Here is an 18,358-nt window from a genome sequence, read left to right as displayed (position 1 = left end):
CTCAGGCGTTGGACTCCACACGCGGGAACAGCGGGCTGAGACCGTTTACGCTGGTTCCGGGGCGCAGCGCTCCCCAGGCTCCGGCCTTACGGATCGGCTGATCCTGCAGACGTCCGAGGCTCTCGGCAGCGCCGAGGGCGACCCAGAGCTTCTCCGTCGACTGCGGCATCACCGGCGAGAGCAGCACCGCGAGGGCACGCAGGCCCTCGGCGCAGGTGTAGAGCACCGTGCCCAGACGGCCGCGCTGAGCCTCGTCTCCGCTGTTCGCCTGCTTGGCCAGCGCCCACGGCTCGTTCGCGGTGATGTAGCCGTTCAGGGCGTCGACGATGGTCCAGATCGACGAGATGGCCTCGTCGATGCGGAACTGCTCGATCGCGGCATCCGCGTTCGACGCCGCATCCGCGACGATCCTCTGGATCTCGAGATCCTTCTCGGTGTAGTCGGCGGGGGCCGGCACGATGCCCTCGAAGTACTTCTCGATCATCGCCGTGGTGCGCGAGGCCAGGTTGCCGAAGCCGTTCGCGAGCTCGGCCTGGTAACGGGCCGAGAGGTCCTCCCACGAGAACGACCCGTCCTGACCGAACGCGATCGCGGAGAGGAAGTAATAGCGGTACGCGTCGGAGCCGAAGACGTCGGTGATCTCGGTCGGTGCGATGCCGGTGAGCTTCGACTTCGACATCTTCTCTCCGCCGACCAGCAGCCAGCCGTGCGCGAACACGCCCTTGGGTACGTCGAGACCGGCGGCCATCAGCAGCGCGGGCCAGATCACCGCGTGGAAGCGCAGGATGTCCTTTCCGACCACGTGATAGGCGGGCCAGCGGCGGTCGAACGTCTCCTGATGGGAGCCGTACCCGACGGCGGTGGCGTAGTTGAGCAGCGCGTCGACCCACACGTAGATGACGTGCGACTCGTCCCACGGCAGCGGGATGCCCCAGTCGAACGTCGAGCGCGAGATCGAGAGATCCTTCAGCCCCTGGCTGACGAAGGAGACGACCTCGTTGCGCGCGGAGTCGGGGCGCACGAAGTCGGGCTGTGTCTTGTAGAGCTCGAGCAGGCGGTCCTGGAACTCGCTGAGCTTGAAGAAGTAGTTCTTCTCCTGCAGGAGCTCGAGGGGCTTCGAGTGGATCACGCACACCTTCAGACCCTCGAACGGACCTGTGCCGTCGACGATCTCGGACTCGGGCTTGAACTCCTCGCAGCCGACGCAGTACAGCGCCTCGTACTCGCCCGCGTAGATGTAGCCGCGGTCGTACAGACGCTGGAAGAACGTCTGCACGTTGGTCTCGTGGCGCTCCTGCGTGGTGCGGATGAAGTCGTCGTTCGCGACATCGAGGGTCTTCAGCAGCGGGAACCACGCCTCGGTGACGAGCTTGTCGACCCACTCCTGCGGGGTGACGTTGTTCGCCGCCGCCGCGCGGAGCATCTTCTGGCCGTGCTCATCGGTGCCCGTGAGCATCCACGTGTCATCGCCGCCCTGACGGTGCCAGCGCGCGAGCGCGTCGACCGCCACCGAGGTGTACCCGTGACCGATGTGAGGCACATCGGAGGGGTAGTAGATGGGCGTGGTGATGTAGAACGATTCGCCTGCGGGCATGGGGACAATTCTAGGTGGGATGCAGGGGGTCGTTACGCTCAGGCGACCGAGACCTCGATGCGATGCCACCCCTGAGCGCCGTCGGGCACGACGTCGGCCGGATTCGAGGTCTGCGTCTCGCCGTCGGCGCTGATCGCCCGGCACTCGATCGTGTGCGCTCCGCTCTCGGCCGACCAGTCGAGACGCCACTGCACCCAGGTGTCGTCGGAGATCGCGGTGGCGAGCTCGGCCCGACGCCACGCACCGTCGTCGATCCGCACCTCGACGCCCTCGACTCCCACATGCTGCTGCCATGCCATGCCGGCGATCACGGCGTCACCCGCCTCGATCCGAGTCCCGCGACGGGGCACGTCGATGCGCGACTGCAGCTTGATCGGTCCGCGCTCCGACCACCCGCGGTCGGTCCAGTACGCGGTCGCCCGGTCGAACCGCGTGACCTCGAGGTCGGTCACCCACTTGGTCGCCGAGACATAGCCGTAGAGCCCCGGCACCACCATGCGCACCGGAAAACCGTGCTCGATGGGCAGCGGATCACCGTTCATGCCGACCGCGAGCAGGGCGTCGCGGTCGTCGGTGAGAGCCTCGAGCGGTGTCGAGGCCGTGAATCCGTCGGACGAGGTCGACAGCACCATGTCGGCGTCCGGGTCGACGCCCGCGCGCGCGAGGAGCTCGCGGACCGGATGCCCGAGCCACAGGGCGTTGCCGATCAGGTCTCCGCCCACCTCGTTCGACACGCACGCGAGCGTCACATGCGACTCCTGCATCGGCAGGGCGAGCAGTTCGTCCCACGTGACCACGATCTCTCGGTCGACCATCCCATGGATGCGGATCGACCAATCGGCCGGGTCGATGCGCGGCACGATCAGAGCGGTGTCGATGCGGTAGAACTGCGCATTCGGGGTGACGACGGGCGCAAGCCCCTGGATGTCGAGTTCGGCGGCGACCGGCACTGCCGGGGCCGGCGTGGCGGCCTTCGGCAGGCGCAGTGTGGACCGCACCGCCTCGATCGACCGGGTCACGCCGCGGGCCGCGTTGCCGATGGCGAGCGCCACGATGCCGGTGGCTGCGACACCGACGGTCCACAGGAGGAACTGTCGGCGCTCCTCATGCTCGGCGCGGAGATACGGCACCGGGTGCACCTTGCGCATGAGCAGCCGCAGCGCGACGACCGCCGTCACTCCCGCGACGAGGCCGGGGAGCCAGGCGAACGGCCCCGCACCAGGACGGATCATCGCGGCCACCAGAGCGAGCACGCCGAGAGCAGCGAGGATCGTCGACCCCACTCCCGCCCGGCGGGATTCCAGGATGCCGGCGAGCGCCGCCACACCTGCCAGCACGATGGCGATCCCGGTGAGGAGCGCAGCCTTGTCGCCGGTGCCGAACAGCGCGATCGCGGTGTCCTTCGCCCAGCTGGGCGCGAGGTCGATGAGCCCGCTGCCGATCACGGCGAACGGACTCGCGCTCGGTTCGACGATGGCGGCCACCAGCTCCGCCAGGCCGACCGCGACGACCGCCGCGCTCAGCCCGGCGGCCGCCGATCGGAGCCTGTCACCGCGCGTCGTACGGGTTGCATGGCTCATGATCCGAGGGTAACCCCGGGGCAGAGCCCCGGGGTCGTCCGGCTCAGAGCCCGTTACGACGCGCGACCTCGCCGAGCCAGGCGAGCGACGGCTTCGGCGAGCGCTCGAACGTCTCGTGGTCGAAGCCGATCAGGCCGAAGGTCGGACGGAATCCGCTCGCCCACTCGTAGTTGTCGAGTGCACTCCAGTGCTGGTACGCCTTCACCTCGATGCCGTCGGAGATCGCCCGGTGCAGACCCTCGAGTGCGCCCTGCGTGTAGGCGATGCGACGAGTGTCGTCGGCGGTCGCGATGCCGTTCTCGGTCACGAGCACAGGAACTCCACCGCTGCGCTCCCAGGCGCTGCGCACGCCCATCTCGAGCGCCTCGGGGAAGAACTCCCACCCGGTGAGCGTCGTCTCGACATCGTCGGCGACCGGCCGCGGCCCCTCGGGTCCGATGAAGGTGCGCGTGTAGGCCTGCACGCCGACGAAGTCGTCGCCCGCCGACTGGTCGAGGTACCAATGATCACGCGGGTCGCCGTACTCGGCGAGCATCTCGTCTGCGCCGGGCTCGCCGGTGGAGTGGAAGGCCTGCGTGGCGATCGTCCATCCGGCCTGCACGCCCGAGACGGAGTGCAGGATCTCGGTCGCACGGTGGTGCGCGTCGAGCAGCGTGTCGGCGACAGCGAGGTCGGGGTTCGGCAGTCCGAACGCGACGAGGTTGGCCGCATCCTCTCCCCCGGCGAGCATCGCCGCGATGTTCGGCTCGTTGATCGTGCAGACGTAGGTCACGCCCTCGAGGATCGGCAGCACCGTCTCGACGTAGCGCGAGAACAGGTCGACCGCGTCGTCCGCACGCCAGAAGCCGTCCTTCTGGAACCACTGCGGCACGGTGAAGTGCATCAGGGTCACCGTGGGGTCGAGCCCGTTCTCGCGAGCCGTGTCGATCATGCGGCGATAGTGATCGAGCATCGCCCGCGAGACGAACCCGCGCTCGGGCTCGATACGGGCCCACTCCATCGAGAAGCGGTACGAGTTCAGACCGGCATCCGCCAGCAGCCGCATGTCCTCCGGGTACCGGTGGAAGTGGTCGGCGGCGTCGCCCGAGGGCTCCACCATGGGCGAGCCGGGAGCATGCTCCATGGCCCACCAGTTGCTGGTCGTGTTGTTCCCCTCCACCTGATGGGCTGCGGTCGCAGCGCCCCAGAGAAAGCCGTCAGGGAATGTGAGCACGAGTGCTCCTTTCGTCTTGCGATGGTCTTCGGTCAGCGTTCGGCCCGTGCCGGGTTCGGCACCGCATCCAGCAGCTGGACCGTGTACGGGTCCTCCGGATGCTGAAGCACCTGAGATGTCTCGCCGCGTTCGACGACGCGGCCGCTGTTGAGCACGAGGATGTTCTCGGTGACGAGACGCGCGCTGAGCAGGTCGTGCGTGATGTAGAGCATGCTGATGCCCCACCGTTCGCGCAGATCCTCGAGGAGCGCGAGCACGCCGGCTCGGAGCGACACGTCGAGCATCGACACGGGCTCGTCGGCGATCAGCACCTGCGGATCACTGGCCAGCGCCCGGGCGATGACGACACGCTGACGCTGGCCGCCCGAGAGCTGGTGCGGCAGCTTCGCCGCGAACTGCTCGACCGGCGTCAGCCCCACCGTCTCGAGCAGCTCGAGCACGCGGGCTCTCGCCTCCTGCCCTCGCAGCGGCGTGTAGTTGCGGATCGGTCGGCTGAGCGCGTACTCGACCGTGTGCAGCGGATTCAGCGCGGCATACGGATCCTGGAACACCATCTGCACGTCCTTGCGCAGATCGCGGAGGCCCTTGCGGCCCAGCGTCGCGACGTCGACGTCACCGAAGCGCACGGTGCCCTCGGTCTGCTTCTCGACCCCGGTGATGAGCTTCGCGATCGTCGACTTGCCCGACCCCGACGCACCCACGAGCGCCAGCGCCTCACCGGGCTCGAGACGGAACGACACGTCGTCGACCGCCGTCACGGGCTTCTCCCCCCGACGGGGGGCCGGGTAGCGCTTCGACACCCCCTCGACCACGATCGCGGCATCGGCCCGTCGGGTGTCTCGCTGCGACACCGTGGGAAGGGTCTCGGTGAGGTCGGTGCGCGAGTGCCCCTCGCGACGCCGGGTGCCGAGGTCGACGAACCCGGGGATCGAGATCGACTCGGCCCGAGGGTCGGCGTAGTGGCTCAGCAGCATCCGCGTGTACTCGTCCTGCGGGCGCTGCAGGATGTCGAGGCTCGGCGCGTCTTCGACGATCCGCCCCTCGTGCATGACCATCACGCGGTCAGTGGCCTCGAGCACGATGCCGAGGTCGTGACTGATGAGGATCGCGGTGAAGTGCTCGGAGCGCTGCAGGTCCCGGATGGTGTCCATGACCGCGTGCTGCACGAGCACGTCGAGCGCTGTGGTCGGCTCGTCGAACACCATGAGCTGCGGCTCGAGCGAGAGAGCCAGGGCGATCGACGCGCGCTGGCGCATTCCGCCCGACAGCTCTCCCGGGTACCGCGACAGCACGAGAGGGTCGAGACCCACCTTGCCGACCAGTTCCTTCGCCCTCGCATCCCGGGCGTCTCGGGCCACATGCCCGTGCGCGGCGAAGATGTCGCGGAAGTGGTTGCCGATCGTGCGGACGGGGTTCAGCGCGTTCATGCCCGACTGCAGCACCATCGCGAACCCGCCCTGACGCTGTCGACGCAGCTCCTCGGCGTCGAGGTCGCGGATGTCGCGGCCGTCGAACAGGATCCGCCCGTCACTGATGCGAGCCGGCGGCTTCTGCAGCCGTGTCAGCGCGAAACCGAGCGTGGACTTGCCCGAGCCCGACTCGCCGACGAGGCCGACGAACTCGCCCCGACGCAGCGTGAACGACACGTTCTCGACGGCGGTGACCGGCGTCGCACCCGGCGAGGCGTACTCGACGGACAGTCCCTGGACATCGAGCAGGACGTCGTTCGTGGTCGCGGGGGTGTTCGCTTCCATGGCGCTCATCGTCCCTTCCCCTCTCGCAGGCGCGGATTGGAGATGCCGTCCACGCCGAAGTTGATCAGTGTCAGGCTCAGAGCGAGCAGGGCGATGCAGAGACCGGGGGCGAACAGCAGCAGCCACTGCCCGGTGAGCAGGGAGTTGGAGTTCTGCGCCCAGTAGAGCATCGTTCCCCAGCTGACGATGCTGGAGTCGCCGAGCCCGAGGAACTCGAGTCCGGCCTCGGCGAGGATCGCCGCGGTCGCTGCTCCGAAGAGCGTGCCGGCGATGATCGACGTCATGTTCGGCAGGATCTCGCGGAACACGATGCGCGCCCGGCTGTCACCCGAGAACTGCGCCGATGTGACGAAGTCGTTGCCTCGCAGCGACTGGGTCTGGCTGCGCAGCACGCGCGCGCCCCACGCCCACCCGGTGACGACGATGACCGCGATGATCATCAGGATGCCGCCATTCTGCAGGTACGCGGCGATCACGATCATGAGCGGGAGACCGGGGATCACGAGGAAGAGGTTGACGATGAAGCCGACCACCTCCCCCAGGAAACCGCGCATGTAGCCCCAGCTGAGACCGATCAGCACGGCGACGATCGTCGAGAGGAGGCCGGCGGCCATGCCGACCAGCAGACTGACCTGCGAACCGTAGATCAGCTGGCTCAGCACGTCCTCGCCTGCAGCGGTGGTGCCGAGCCAGTGGGCGGCCGATGCATCGGCGTTGCGCTCGAACGTGTTGACCTTGGGGCCGTACGGGGCGAGCAGCGGTGCGAACACCGCGACCACGACGAACAGCCCGAGGATGATGAGGCCCAGTCGGGCCTTGCCGTTGGACCAGAGGGTGCCCACCATCCGGGCGAACGAGCGCCACGGGCTGGGAGCCGCGATCCGGTCGGAGGGAACCTTGACATTCATGGTGGAGGTCATCGGCGGGTCCTTGGATCCAGCACGCCGTACAGGATGTCGACGAGGAAGTTGGCGATGAGCACGCTGACGGTGATCATCAGGAAGAGCGCCTGCATGAGCGGGTAGTCCTGCCCGATCACGGCGTTGAAGAGCAGATAGCCGATGCCCGGGTATCCGAACACCTGCTCCACGAGGATCGATCCGCCGACCACACCGCCGAGCGTGAGCCCGAAGCCGGTGAGGTTCGGCAGGATCGCGTTGCGCGCGGCGTAGCGGAGGGCGATCGTGCGACCGTGCAGACCGTTCGCCTCGGCGAACGTCACGTAGTCCTCACCCAGCGTGTTGATCATCGCGTTGCGCATGCCGATGATCCACCCGCCGAGCGAGGTCAGCAGGATGGTCAGCGCGGGGAGAACCGCATGCTGCGCGAGGTCGACGATGAAGTCCCAGGTGAACCCGGGCGTGGTCGTCGCCGCATACGCTCCCGTCGTCGGGAACCAGTGCAGCACGTAGCCGAAGAAGAACAGCAGCAGCAGCGCCGTCCAGAAGTACGGGAAGGTGCTGAGGAACGACCCCGTCAGAGTCGGCAGGCTGTCGAGCCATGTGCCGCGGCGCCAGGCCGCGGCGGTGCCGATCAGGGTGCCGATCACGAACGCGAGGATCGTGACGATGCCGACGAGGCCGATCGTGTAGGGCAGTGCGGTCGAGACCATGCTCGAGACGCTCTGCGGATAGAACGTGTACGAGACACCGAAGTCGAGTCGTGCGACCTGACCGACGTACGCCACGTACTGATCCCAGATCGATCCGGTCGGCACGCCGAGCTGGGCCTCGATCGCGGCCCGCGTCGCATCCGACACCGGACCGTTCTGCGAGAGCTTCGCGATCGCGGCGTCTGCCGGCGAACCGGGCATGAGGCGCGGAAGGAAGAAGTTCAGCGTGATCGCTGCCCACAGCGTGAGCACGAACAGGCCGACCTTCTGGAGGACGTACTTCATCGGTCATCCTCCTTGACGCGCTCGAGCCGGGTGAAGATGCCCAGCGGCGCCGAGTCGTAGTTCTGCGGAATCATGTACGGGTCGTCCTCTGTGGGCCAGCCGGTGAACTTGGAGTCGTTGAAGAGACCCCAGATCCCGCCGTAGTAGAGGCCGATGACGGGCAGGTCGTCGTAGACGATGCCCTGCAGCTCCTCGACGATCTCGGTCTGGCGGGCGGGGTCGACGGTCTCGCGGTACTCCTTGAGCAGGGCGTCGGCCTCGTCCGAGCGGTACCGCTCGAAGTTGTTCGCGGTCGCCTCGCCGGACGGCACGTAGAACTCGCTCGAGAGCAGGTTGTTGAACGCCTGGTAGACATTGCCGTTGCCCATGCCGCCGATGGCCATCTCGAAGTCGCCGTTGCTGATGGCGCTCTGATATCCCGCCGGCTGCGGGAGCTTGAGAGTCACCTTGACGCCGACGTCTGCGAGCTGGCTCTGCACGGTCTGCGCCGCGCGGGTCCAGTCCGAGAAGCCGTTGGCGGTCGTCAGCGCGAACTCGAGCTGCGCGCCGTCGGCGCCCACGAGCCGGTCACCGTCGAGGGTGTACCCCGCCTCGGCGAACGCGGCGAGTGCGGCATCCGTGTCCTGGGTGATCATGCCCTGGTCGGGGATGCTCGGATCGAGGTACTCCTCCTGGTTGGGGAGGATGAGCCCGGTCTGCCCGGCAGGTTCCATGTATCCCTCGGATGCGGTCTCGGCGATCTCCTCGCGATCGAGCGAGAGGGCGATGCCGCGGCGCACGTTCACGTCGTCGAACGGAGCGACCTCGAGGTTCGGCATGAGCGCGATGACCCCACCCGGCGGGAACCACCAGGCGTTGTGCTCGCTGGCCGCGCCCCAGGTGCCCTCGACGTCGGAGATGAACGAGTATGCCCAGTCGTAGCCGCGGGTGACGGTGTCGAGCTGCGAGTTCGTGGACGGCAGGATGATGTGCTCGATCTCGATCTTGTCGGCCTGCCAGTAGTCGGGGTTCTTGTCGACCGAGTACTGCTGGTCGTTGTAGTTGCCGAGCACGAACGGTCCGGTGCCGACCGGGTTCTCGTTGCGGTAGGTGCCCGGATCCTTCACGTCGGCCCAGAGGTGCTCGGGCACGATCATGGTCTGACCGAGGATCGGCAGCGACGGGGCGTCGTCTGTCTGAAGGTGCATGATGACGTCGTCGCCGTCGACCTCGACGGTCTCGAGGTGCTGCCAGGCGCCCTTGATGTCGAGCGAGGGATTGTCCTTCAGCAGCTGGAAGGTGAACGCCACGTCATCGGGCGTCAGCTTCTCGCCGTCGCTCCATTCGACGTCGTCGCGGATCGTCATCACGACTGTGCGGGCGTCGGGCTGCGACCATTCGCTCGCGAGCCACGGGTTCTCGGTTCCGTCGAGCGGGTTCACCAGGATCAGAGGCTCGTAGATCCACCTCGACGCCGTGCGCGTGTTGGTGAGGTACGGATTGAAGTTCCGCGTGAAGAACGGGTTCCCCTTGTCCGCATTGATGAGCATCGTGTCGTCGCCGATCGATGGATCGGGCTGCGAACTGATCTGGATGCTGCAACCGCTGAGCACGACGGCTGCTGCCGCCAGTCCCACGATCGCGGCTCTCCGCCAGCGCCGGAGCATGTGCGTCTTCGCCACACTGCCACCTCATGTCGTCTGTGTCATGAAGGGGGGTCCCGGGGGTCGGGGCACCCCGCGGCCGAAGCCGCATGAGTGATTGTAAGCGCATACATTTTGCGAGCGCAACCCCTCGACCACCACACAACGAGGGCGACTTCCCCACCGTGACGAGGATGGGAGCGGTGCCAAACCTGTCTTTATCGCGGTGAATCGCGCAGGGAGCGCACCATGCTCCGCAGCACCCGGAGCGCAACCGCCTGCTCGTCGTCGGTCATGCCCGCGAGCATCCGCACCTCGACGGATCGCACCGCGGCCGTGGCCTGCGCCAGACTGCTCCTCCCCCGCGGCGTGAGCGTCGTCGGCAGCGCCTTGCCCACCGGAGCCTCGGGCGGTCTCGTGACGAATCCATCCCGCTCGAGCGCCTGCAGCAGCACGTTCATCGACTGCCGCGTCACGAACGCTCCGCGGGCCAGCTCGGAGTTCGAGAGGCCGGGCCGCTGGGCGAGCAGTTCGAGACACGAGTAGTGCGTGATGGTCATGCCGAGCGGACGCAGCACCTCCTCCATCGCCGAACGCAGCGCACTGGAGGCCTCCTTCAGGAGGTATCCGAGCGATGTGTCGAGGTCGATGCCGCCGCCGTCTTGACTCATGTCAGTATTCTGACATACATTGATCCGTGTCAGATAACTGACATCACAGGAAAGAGCACATCATGCCCGTCACCGGACCCGACTTCATCTCCCTCCAGACTCGCGACCTCGCCGCGTCGCAGGCGTTCTACGAGCAGTACCTCGGCCTCGTCCGCTCGCCGACGGGCCCGCCGCATGCCGTCGTCTTCGAGACCACACCCATCGCGTTCGCACTGCGCGATATCGCCCCCGGCACAGACCTCGACGGCGTCGACCAGCCGGGGATCGGCGCCGCGATCTGGCTGCATGCCAGCGACGTGCAGGCGATCCACGACGCTCTCGCCGCCGCAGGACACACGATCGTCGCGGATCCGATCGACGGCCCGTTCGGCCGCACCTTCACGTTCGCCGACCCCGACGGCTACCGCATCACGCTGCACGATCGCGCCTGAGCGGGTCGTCAGACCGCTCGGGCGGGGCGCTGCGAGCTCTCGCGGACGAGGATCTGCAGCGGCAGGCGCACCGTCATCGGCTCGGCATCCGGCTGCTCCAGTCGTCTGGCGAGCAGCTGCACGGCGGCGCGGCCGAGGTCGATCATCGGCTGACGCACCGTGGTCAGTGTCGGCCGCGAGAGCGCGGCAGCCTCGATGCCGTCGAATCCGGTGACCCGCACGTCATCGGGAACCCGGATGCCGGCCGATCGGAAGGCATCGATCGCGCCGAGAGCCATCTGGTCGTTCGCCGCGACCAACGCGGCCGGTGCGCCGCGGGCGATCAGCTCCTCGGCGGCGCGGCGTCCCGATGCGCGCGTGAAGTCACCGCGCAGCACTGTCACATCGTCCGCCGCGATGCCCGCCTCGGCTATGGCGGCAGCGAAGCCCTCCCAGCGCTGCGCACCGTCGGGCGAGTCCTCGGGGCCTGCGAGGAAAGCGAGGCCTCCCGGGTCGGCCTGCGCGAGCACCAGACGCGTGAGCTCCGACATCGCCTCGGCGTTGCTGACGGTCACGTGGTCGTAGCTGTCACCCCGCGCCGGCCCCGAGAGCACGACCACGGGGATCCGCTGGGCGAGCCGAGCGAGCACGTCGTCCGGCACGCTCTGCGCCAGCACCATCAGCCCGTCGACCCGGCCGGCGATGTCGCGCACCGTCTCGCGGGCGGGGTCTCCCCGCCCGACGCCGATCATCAGCACGAACCCCTGCTTCCAGGCCTCCAGCTCGGCACCGCGCAGCACCTCGTCGAGGAAGAGCATGGTCGGATGCGGCGCCCCCGCGTCGGCAGAGGCCTGCTCGACCGTGAAAGGCGGCACCTCGGCCTGATCCCCGGCGAGCACATCGAACACGGGAGCGTCCTCCGAGGCATCGAAGCCCGGGAAGTACAGTCCCAGCACGCCGGTGCGGCGTTCGGCCAGGCCGCGCGCGCTGCCGCTGGGCACATAGCCGAGGGCAGCCACCGAGTCGAGCACCCGCTCGCGGGTGACCGGACGCACCGCATCGGGCTGCCGCAGCACACGGGAGACCGTCGCGATCGACACGCCCGCGCGCTCTGCGACGTCGTAGACGGTCGCCTTCTTGGTCACGCTCGGTCCTCCTCCGGTTGCGTGTGCACCAGGGTACCCGGGGCGAGACTCACCGTCGGCGCGCGACGAGCGAGCCATGGGGCCTGGCGCTGATCTCGCCCTGCTCCCGGCTGCGGGTCTCACGGGACACGACCTCGAAGCCTGCATCGGTGAGAAGCTCCGCGAGCGCGTCGGCAGACCAGAAGAATGCCGGAGCGACGGCGTGCGCGAACGACTCGCGCGGCTCGCCGTCGAAGAATCCGATGAGGATGCTGCCGCCGGGGACCAGCACGCGACGGAACTCGGCGAGGATCTCGGGCAGGTCCGCCGGAGGCGTGTGGATCAGCGAGTACCAGGCGAGGATGCCGCCGACGGAACCGCCGTCGAGCGGCAGGTCGCGGAACGTCCCGAGATCGAAGGGGACATCGGGGTGCCGTGTCCGCGCGGTCGCGATGAACTCGGCCGACAGGTCGACTCCCCGCGCCTCGCGCCCGCCCGTGCCGAGGAACTCGGTCCAGTGCCCGGGTCCGCATCCGGCATCGAGCAGCCGTCCAGGGGTCGCGTCACGCCAGGCAGCGATGACCGCCGCATCCCGTGCATCCATCTGTTCGATCGCGCCGGCCAGCTCGACGTACTCCGCGGCCCTCGCGTCGTAGGCGGAGCCGATCGCGGCGTCAGTGCCCTGCACCATCAGCTGCGGGCGGCGAGCGCTGCCTGATACAGGTCGCGCGACGACAGACCGGTGGCCGCGGCGACCTCGGCGCACGCCTCTTTCAGGCGCACCCCGGATGCGACGAGGCTCTGCACCTGCGCGAGCGCGTCTTCCGCAGACGCCTCACGATGCGGCGCCCCCTCGACGACGACGACGATCTCACCCTTGACCCCCGCCGTGGCCCACTCGACGAGCTCGGCCGAGGTGCCTCGACGTACCTCCTCGTAGAACTTGGTCAGCTCACGGCACACGGCGATGCGGCGGTCGGCACCGAACGCAGCGCCCATGTCGGCGAGCGACGACGCCAGCCTGGCGGGGGATTCGAAGAAGACCATGGTGCGGGGCTCTGCGGTGAGCGCCCGCAGGGTCGACCGCCGCTCCCCCGGCTTGCGGGGCAGGAACCCCTCGAAGGTGAAGCGATCGGTCGGCAGCCCGGAGATCGAGAGGGCCATCAGCACCGCACTGGGTCCGGGGATGGCCGTGACCGTCACGCCCTGCGCGACGGCTTCGGCGACGAGACCGTAGCCGGGATCGCTGATGGCCGGCATCCCCGCGTCGCTCACCACGACGACGTCGGTCTCGATGGCGAGGGTCGCGAGCTCTGCCGCCTTCTGCTTCTCGTTGTGATCGTGCAGCGCGATCAGCCGCGGACGGTTCGCGATCTGCAGAGCCTGCATCAGCTTATGCGTGGTGCGGGTGTCCTCGGCGACGATGACCTCCGCGTTCTCCAGCACTTCGACGAGGCGACGCGAGACATCCCCCAGGTTTCCGATCGGTGTTGCGGCGAGGATGATCACCCGCCCAGCTTATGCGGGCCCCATCGACGAAGTGTCTAGGCTGGTGCGGTGACCGCGCCCCTGCCCCTGCTGCCTCCCCCCGAGCAGCGACCGACGCGCTACGAGCGACTGCGCGACCGCGTGCTGCAGGACCCCGACTGGGGGCGCATGATGCGCTGGTTCGCACCTCTCGTGGTGACCGCCCTGGCTGCGGTGCTGCGCCTGGTCAACCTCGGGCACCCGCACCAGCTCGCGTTCGACGAGACCTACTACGTCAAGGACGCCTGGTCGCTCTGGACTCTGGGATACGAGGGCACCTGGGGCAAGGACGCGAACGAGGCGTTCATCACGCTGCAGCAGCTGCCGCTGTCGGATGCAGGGGCGTTCATCGTGCATCCGCCCCTCGGCAAGTGGCTCATCGCCCTGGGGATGGCCGTCGGCGGCCCCGACAACACAGTGGGCTGGCGCATCGCCACGGCTCTTCTCGGCGCGGCCACCGTGCTGCTGACCTACCTGGTCGCCCGCAGACTGACCGGCTCGATCGTCGTGGCCACCGTCGCCGGCTCTCTGCTCGCCATCGACGGCCTCAGCATCGTGATGAGCCGCACCGCGCTGCTCGACGGCCCGCTGACGTTCTTCCTGATGCTCGGCGCGCTGTTCATCCTGATCGACCGCGACCGATCGATACCTCTGCTCGAACGCAGCGCCCCCGACTCCCCCGAGCCGATGTGGGGCCCCGTGCTCTGGCGGCGCCCCTGGCTGATCGCCGCGGGTGTCGCGCTCGGCGCTGCCTGCGCCGTGAAGTGGTCGGGGCTCTACGCACTGGCGGCGTTCGGCCTGTACACGGTGGTGACGGATGCTCTGGCGAGACGCCGCGCCGGAGTCGTCCTCTGGCCGACCGCGGCGGCGTTCCGTCAGGGGCCGGTCTCCTTCGTGCTGCTGGTCCTGCCGGCGCTCGCCACCTACCTCGTGAGCTGGACGGGGTGGCTCGTCACAGACGGCGGCTATGCCCGTCAGAGTGACCCGAACCCGCTGATCGCACTGTGGAACTACCACGAGGCGATCCTGAACTTCCACGTCGGCCTCAGCAAGGGGCACCCCTATGCGAGCCCTGCGTGGGAGTGGCCGCTCCTGCTGCGGCCCACGGCGGTCTGGGTGGGCAGCGATCCGGGGCCCTGCGGTGTCGACCACTGCATCGCGGTGATCTCGACGATCCCCAACCCGATCATCTGGTACGCCGGTGTCGCCGCCGCCCTCTACCTGATCTACCGACTCGTGCGCGGGTGGATCGAACGCACGCCGGTCGGCCCCGCGTTCACGTTCCCGCTGGTCGGGCTCGCGGCGACCTACGTGCCCTGGCTGCTGTTCCCCGAGCGCACGATCTTCCAGTTCTACACCGTCGCCATGGCGCCGTTCCTCGTGATCGCGCTCGCCGTCGCTCTGCGTCAGATCGCGGGGCGACGAGACGATCCGCTGCATCGCCGCCAGTCAGGCGAGCGCACGGTGATGATCTTCCTCGCCGTGGTGCTGCTCGTCTCGGTGTTCTTCTACCCGGTGTGGACCGGCATGAGCGTGCCCTACGACTTCTGGCTGCTCCACAACTGGCTGCCCGGCTGGATCTGACCTGTCAGCCGGCGTCACCGGCGACGTGCTCGACCAGCGGCAGCACGCGCCCTGACAGGTGGGTGCGCATCGCGATCGATGACGCCGTGCGCGAGACCCCCGGCACGAGAGCCACCCGGTCGAGCACCTCCTGCAGCTGGGTCGCATCGCGAGCGACGAGTCGCAGCTGCATGTCGCTCGCACCGGTCACGGTGTGCATGTCGACGATCTCGGGCACCGCATCGGCGAGCGCCGTGGCGACATCGTCGTGACCCACCTTCTGGTCGATCTCGACGAGGCAGAACGCGACGACCCCGTAGCCGAAGCCCGCGGGGTCGACGCGTGGCACGATCGCCTCGATCACCCCGCCCTCATGCAGGCGCGCGAGACGGCTGGTCGCGGTGCCCCTGGCGACCCCCAGCCGTCGCGCGCACTCGAGGATCGGCAGCTGCGGCGACTCGGTGAGCATGCGGATGAGCTCGGCGTCGAGGCGGTCGATGTGCACGGTCAGTCCACCACCGCGCTGTCGCGCTCGCTGGTGACACCGGGGCGGGAGGCGTTCCGTGTGAGTCGCGCGACGATCAGGAGCACGACGGTCAGGCCGATGGTGAGCAGCAGCTGCACGCGCGCGGCGCCGTCGATCATCGTGAGCGCGATGACACCGGCGAGGAGCGCCAGACACAGCCACGACAACCAGGGGAAGCCCCACATGCGCATCGGCATGTCCTCCCCGGCCCGATCGGCACGGCGGCGAAGGATGATCTGCGACACGGCGGTCGCCGTCCAGATGACCAACAGCGTGGATCCGACGACGTTGAGGAGCGCGGGGAGCACCACGTCGGGGAACGCCCAGTTCAGTCCCACGGTGACGAAGCCGAACGCGACGGAGGCGAGCACGGCGACCACCGGCACGCCCTTCGACGTCGTGCGGGTCGCAGCGAGCGGAGCCAGACCGCGCTCCCCGAGCGAATAGGCCATGCGCGATGCGCCGTAGATGTTCGCGTTCATCGCCGAGAGCAGCGCGATCACCACGATGAGGTCCATCACGAGCCCGACGCCGGGCAGCTGCAGGGTATCGAGCACGGCGGAGAACGGTCCGTCCTTGACGGCCGGGTCGTTCCACGGCAGCACCGACACGATGACGAAGATCGAGCCGACGTAGAAGATCAGGATGCGCACGAGCACCTCGCGCACGATCCGACGGATGTTGCGCGCGGGGTCGTCGGACTCGGCAGCCGCGATCGCGACGACCTCCGTGCCGCCGAACGCGAAGACCACGATCAGCAGCGCGGCGGCGATGCCGGTCAGCCCGTTCGGCGCGAACCCGCCGTTGTCGACGAGGTTGCCGATGCCGGTCGCCGGCACTCCGGGGATGAAGCCGACGATGGCGCACACGCCGACGACGAGGAACACGATGATCGCGGCGACCTTGATCGCGGCGAACCAGAACTCGAACGTGCCGTAGTTGCGCACCCCGAAGAGGTTCACCGCGGTCAGTGCCACCACGAAGACGAGCACCCACACCCAGGCCGGGATGCCAGGGATCCAGGCAGAGATGATCCCTCCGGCTCCGGTCGCCTCCGCCGCGATCACCACGACGAGCTGGATCCAGTAGAGCCAGCCGACGGCGCTGCCGGCGCTGCGTCCCATGGCCTTCTGCGCATACGAGCTGAAGGCACCGGAGCTCGGTCGGGCGGCGACCATCTCGGCGAGCATCGCCATGATCAGCACCACGATGCCACCCGCGACGAGGTACGAGATCAGCACAGCGGGGCCGGCGATGCTGATCGCCTGGCCCGAACCCACGAACAGCCCGGCGCCGATCGCGCCGCCGAGTCCCATCATCGAGATCTGCCGGCGGGTCAGCCCGGGGTGCAGACCTTTCGTCGTGGTCGTCGTGGTCGGAACCTCGGTCATGCGCGTGCCTCCTGCAGTGCGGTCTCAGCCTGGAGCGCTGACTGCACCCGGTCTATGTCCTCCATTGAACCCGATGAGATGCGGATCCCCTCACCGGCGAAGACCCGCGTGATCACCCCGCCCTCGTTCAGCAGGGACTCGAGTTCGTCGGTGCGGTCACCCGCGGGGACCCAGACGAAGTTCGCCTGCGAGGTGACGGCGGGCCAGCCGGCATCGACGAGCAGCGCGCACAGGCGATCGCGGTGCGCGACGACCTCGTCGATGCGCACCGCGAGCTCGTCCTCCGCATCGAGGGATGCGAGCGCCGCGGCCTGGGCGAGGTCGGTCACCCCGAACGGCACGGCGACCTTGCGCTGGCTGTCGGCCACCGCGAGCGGCGAGAGCGCGTAGCCGATGCGCAGACCGGCGAGGCCGTACGCCTTCGAGAAGGTGTGCAGCACCGCGACGTGCGGATGACGGTGGAAGAGCTCGACGCCTGCCCCGTGCGACCCCGTGCGGTCGAAGTGCACATAGGCCTCGTCGATCACGACGAGCACGTCGCGGGGCACCGCCGCGACGAATGCCTCCAGCTCTGCCGCTCCGACGACCGTTCCGGTCGGGTTGTTCGGGTTGCACACGAAGATCAGCCTCGTGCGCGGGGTGATCGCGGCGAGCATGGCGTCGAGATCGTGGGCATGCTCGGCGTTCAGCGGCACGGCGACAGGAGTCGCTCCGGCGATGCGCACGAGTGACGGGTAGGCCTCGAACGACCGCCACGCGAACATGACCTCGTCTCCCTCACCGGCCACGGCGTGGATGAGCTGAGAGGCGATCTCGACGGACCCGGCACCCACGGTGACGGCCGCCGGCTCGACGCCGTATCGCTCCGCCAGGCGCTCGCGCAGAGCGGCGGCGCTCATGTCGGGATAGCGATGGATGGTCGCGAGGCGCTGCTGCACCGCCACGACGACGGACGGGAGCGGCGGGTGCGGAGACTCGTTGGAGGAGAGCTTCGAGGCACCGGCCGGGGCGGAACGCCCCTGGCGGTAGGCAGGCACGGCGTCGAGTCCGGCACGGGTGGGAAGAGTCATCGTCTGAGCGTCCTTGCTGAGATGCGGTGGCGTCCGGGCGGCGCCTGCTGTCGCGCAACACTAGACCGGATGATGAGAGGTGGGCAATCGGTGCAGCATCCGGTGCGCAACACGCGCAACTGGCGGGGTGGAATCGCGGAACCGGCGAGCAGACTGCACAGTCATACGCGGCGCGGCGGGCGGGCTACGATCACAGCATGGGCAGCCCCTCAGGTTTCGAGTTCACGGTGCGTGGCGATGACGTCGTGATCCGTCACCACGGGGTCACGGCGACCGTGCTGCGCGGAGCCACGGCGAGCGGGTTCCTCGCTCAGGTGGATCAGGGCGATGCGCAACTGCTGATGGCCCGGCTGACCGGGAACTACCGCCGCGGCACCGAGCGCACCGCGCGGGAACACCCGCGCAACGCTCGCTGA

Annotated in this window: 17 protein-coding genes; 3 read left to right on the top strand and 14 right to left on the bottom strand. The window is 68.5% G+C overall.

The window, feature by feature from the left end; translation table 11 throughout:
* Position 1 precedes the first annotated feature (1 nt).
* The 8 genes from metG to MRBLMI13_RS15400 all read right to left on the bottom strand — a co-directional run bounded on the left by metG (position 2) and on the right by MRBLMI13_RS15400 (position 10,331).
* Positions 2 to 1,594 carry a methionine--tRNA ligase gene (metG, locus tag MRBLMI13_RS15435; RefSeq protein WP_367823370.1) on the bottom strand — a complete coding sequence of 531 codons (1,593 nt, stop codon included), beginning with the start codon at positions 1,592 to 1,594 and terminating at the stop codon, positions 2 to 4.
* A 38-nt stretch (positions 1,595 to 1,632) separates the two neighbouring features.
* Entirely contained in the window at positions 1,633 to 3,174 is a 1,542-nt protein-coding gene (locus MRBLMI13_RS15430) for a molybdopterin-dependent oxidoreductase (protein WP_367823372.1), read from the bottom strand.
* 43 nt (positions 3,175 to 3,217) lie between these two features.
* A complete protein-coding gene (locus tag MRBLMI13_RS15425) occupies positions 3,218 to 4,387 on the bottom strand; it encodes a glycoside hydrolase family 1 protein (RefSeq protein ID WP_042537386.1) in 1,170 nt (389 codons plus the stop codon).
* 32 nt (positions 4,388 to 4,419) lie between these two features.
* Positions 4,420 to 6,141 carry an ABC transporter ATP-binding protein gene (locus MRBLMI13_RS15420; protein ID WP_367823374.1) on the bottom strand — a complete coding sequence of 574 codons (1,722 nt, stop codon included), beginning with the start codon at positions 6,139 to 6,141 and terminating at the stop codon, positions 4,420 to 4,422.
* A 5-nt stretch (positions 6,142 to 6,146) separates the two neighbouring features.
* The gene (locus MRBLMI13_RS15415) at positions 6,147 to 7,061 is read right to left on the bottom strand and encodes an ABC transporter permease (RefSeq protein WP_056373462.1); all 915 of its coding nucleotides are present in this window, start codon (positions 7,059 to 7,061) and stop codon (positions 6,147 to 6,149) included.
* Positions 7,058 to 8,038, bottom strand: coding sequence for an ABC transporter permease (locus MRBLMI13_RS15410; protein WP_367823376.1), 981 nt, complete (start codon positions 8,036 to 8,038; stop codon positions 7,058 to 7,060). Before MRBLMI13_RS15410 ends, MRBLMI13_RS15415 begins: the two co-directional genes overlap by 4 nt.
* Positions 8,035 to 9,699: an ABC transporter substrate-binding protein gene (locus MRBLMI13_RS15405; protein ID WP_367823378.1), complete on the bottom strand. Its 1,665-nt coding sequence runs from the start codon at positions 9,697 to 9,699 to the stop codon at positions 8,035 to 8,037. The genes MRBLMI13_RS15410 and MRBLMI13_RS15405 overlap by 4 nt, the downstream gene beginning before the upstream one ends.
* Positions 9,700 to 9,878: 179 nt before the next feature.
* The gene (locus MRBLMI13_RS15400) at positions 9,879 to 10,331 is read right to left on the bottom strand and encodes a MarR family winged helix-turn-helix transcriptional regulator (RefSeq protein ID WP_367823380.1); all 453 of its coding nucleotides are present in this window, start codon (positions 10,329 to 10,331) and stop codon (positions 9,879 to 9,881) included.
* A 62-nt stretch (positions 10,332 to 10,393) separates the two neighbouring features.
* On the opposite strand from MRBLMI13_RS15400, the gene MRBLMI13_RS15395 reads away from it, so the two are divergent.
* Complete coding sequence (locus MRBLMI13_RS15395) at positions 10,394 to 10,762, top strand: VOC family protein (RefSeq protein ID WP_079113237.1); 369 nt, start codon at positions 10,394 to 10,396, stop codon at positions 10,760 to 10,762.
* Between the two features lie 8 nt (positions 10,763 to 10,770).
* Here MRBLMI13_RS15395 and MRBLMI13_RS15390 read toward each other — a convergent pair whose 3' ends face one another.
* From MRBLMI13_RS15390 to rsmI, 3 genes are read right to left on the bottom strand one after another with little or no spacing between them, the layout of a single operon-like run.
* A complete protein-coding gene (locus MRBLMI13_RS15390; RefSeq protein ID WP_367823383.1) occupies positions 10,771 to 11,886 on the bottom strand; it encodes a LacI family DNA-binding transcriptional regulator in 1,116 nt (371 codons plus the stop codon).
* 49 nt (positions 11,887 to 11,935) lie between these two features.
* Positions 11,936 to 12,556 carry a class I SAM-dependent DNA methyltransferase gene (locus MRBLMI13_RS15385; RefSeq protein ID WP_367823385.1) on the bottom strand — a complete coding sequence of 207 codons (621 nt, stop codon included), beginning with the start codon at positions 12,554 to 12,556 and terminating at the stop codon, positions 11,936 to 11,938.
* Positions 12,556 to 13,374, bottom strand: a complete 819-nt coding sequence (gene rsmI / locus MRBLMI13_RS15380; RefSeq protein WP_367823387.1) for a 16S rRNA (cytidine(1402)-2'-O)-methyltransferase — start codon at positions 13,372 to 13,374, stop codon at positions 12,556 to 12,558. The genes MRBLMI13_RS15385 and rsmI overlap by 1 nt, the downstream gene beginning before the upstream one ends.
* A gap of 48 nt (positions 13,375 to 13,422) precedes the next feature.
* On the opposite strand from rsmI, the gene MRBLMI13_RS15375 reads away from it, so the two are divergent.
* A complete protein-coding gene (locus MRBLMI13_RS15375) occupies positions 13,423 to 14,976 on the top strand; it encodes a dolichyl-phosphate-mannose--protein mannosyltransferase (protein ID WP_367823389.1) in 1,554 nt (517 codons plus the stop codon).
* Positions 14,977 to 14,980: 4 nt separating this feature from the next.
* Here MRBLMI13_RS15375 and MRBLMI13_RS15370 read toward each other — a convergent pair whose 3' ends face one another.
* Genes MRBLMI13_RS15370 through hisC form a run of 3 tightly spaced genes read right to left on the bottom strand, consistent with a single transcriptional unit; the run spans position 14,981 to position 17,942 of the window.
* Complete coding sequence (locus MRBLMI13_RS15370) at positions 14,981 to 15,460, bottom strand: Lrp/AsnC family transcriptional regulator (protein ID WP_042537365.1); 480 nt, start codon at positions 15,458 to 15,460, stop codon at positions 14,981 to 14,983.
* A 2-nt stretch (positions 15,461 to 15,462) separates the two neighbouring features.
* Entirely contained in the window at positions 15,463 to 16,872 is a 1,410-nt protein-coding gene (locus tag MRBLMI13_RS15365) for an amino acid permease (RefSeq protein WP_367823391.1), read from the bottom strand.
* Complete coding sequence (gene hisC / locus MRBLMI13_RS15360) at positions 16,869 to 17,942, bottom strand: histidinol-phosphate transaminase (protein ID WP_367823393.1); 1,074 nt, start codon at positions 17,940 to 17,942, stop codon at positions 16,869 to 16,871. The genes MRBLMI13_RS15365 and hisC overlap by 4 nt, the downstream gene beginning before the upstream one ends.
* A gap of 197 nt (positions 17,943 to 18,139) precedes the next feature.
* On the opposite strand from hisC, the gene MRBLMI13_RS15355 reads away from it, so the two are divergent.
* Positions 18,140 to 18,358, top strand: a complete 219-nt coding sequence (locus MRBLMI13_RS15355) for a hypothetical protein (RefSeq protein WP_367823395.1) — start codon at positions 18,140 to 18,142, stop codon at positions 18,356 to 18,358.

The organism is Microbacterium sp. LMI13-1-1.1 (genome assembly GCF_040815625.1).
GTDB lineage: Bacteria > Actinomycetota > Actinomycetes > Actinomycetales > Microbacteriaceae > Microbacterium > Microbacterium forte.
The sequence above is the reverse complement of the archived record's forward strand: the minus strand, read 5'-3'. Positions and strand labels throughout refer to the sequence as shown.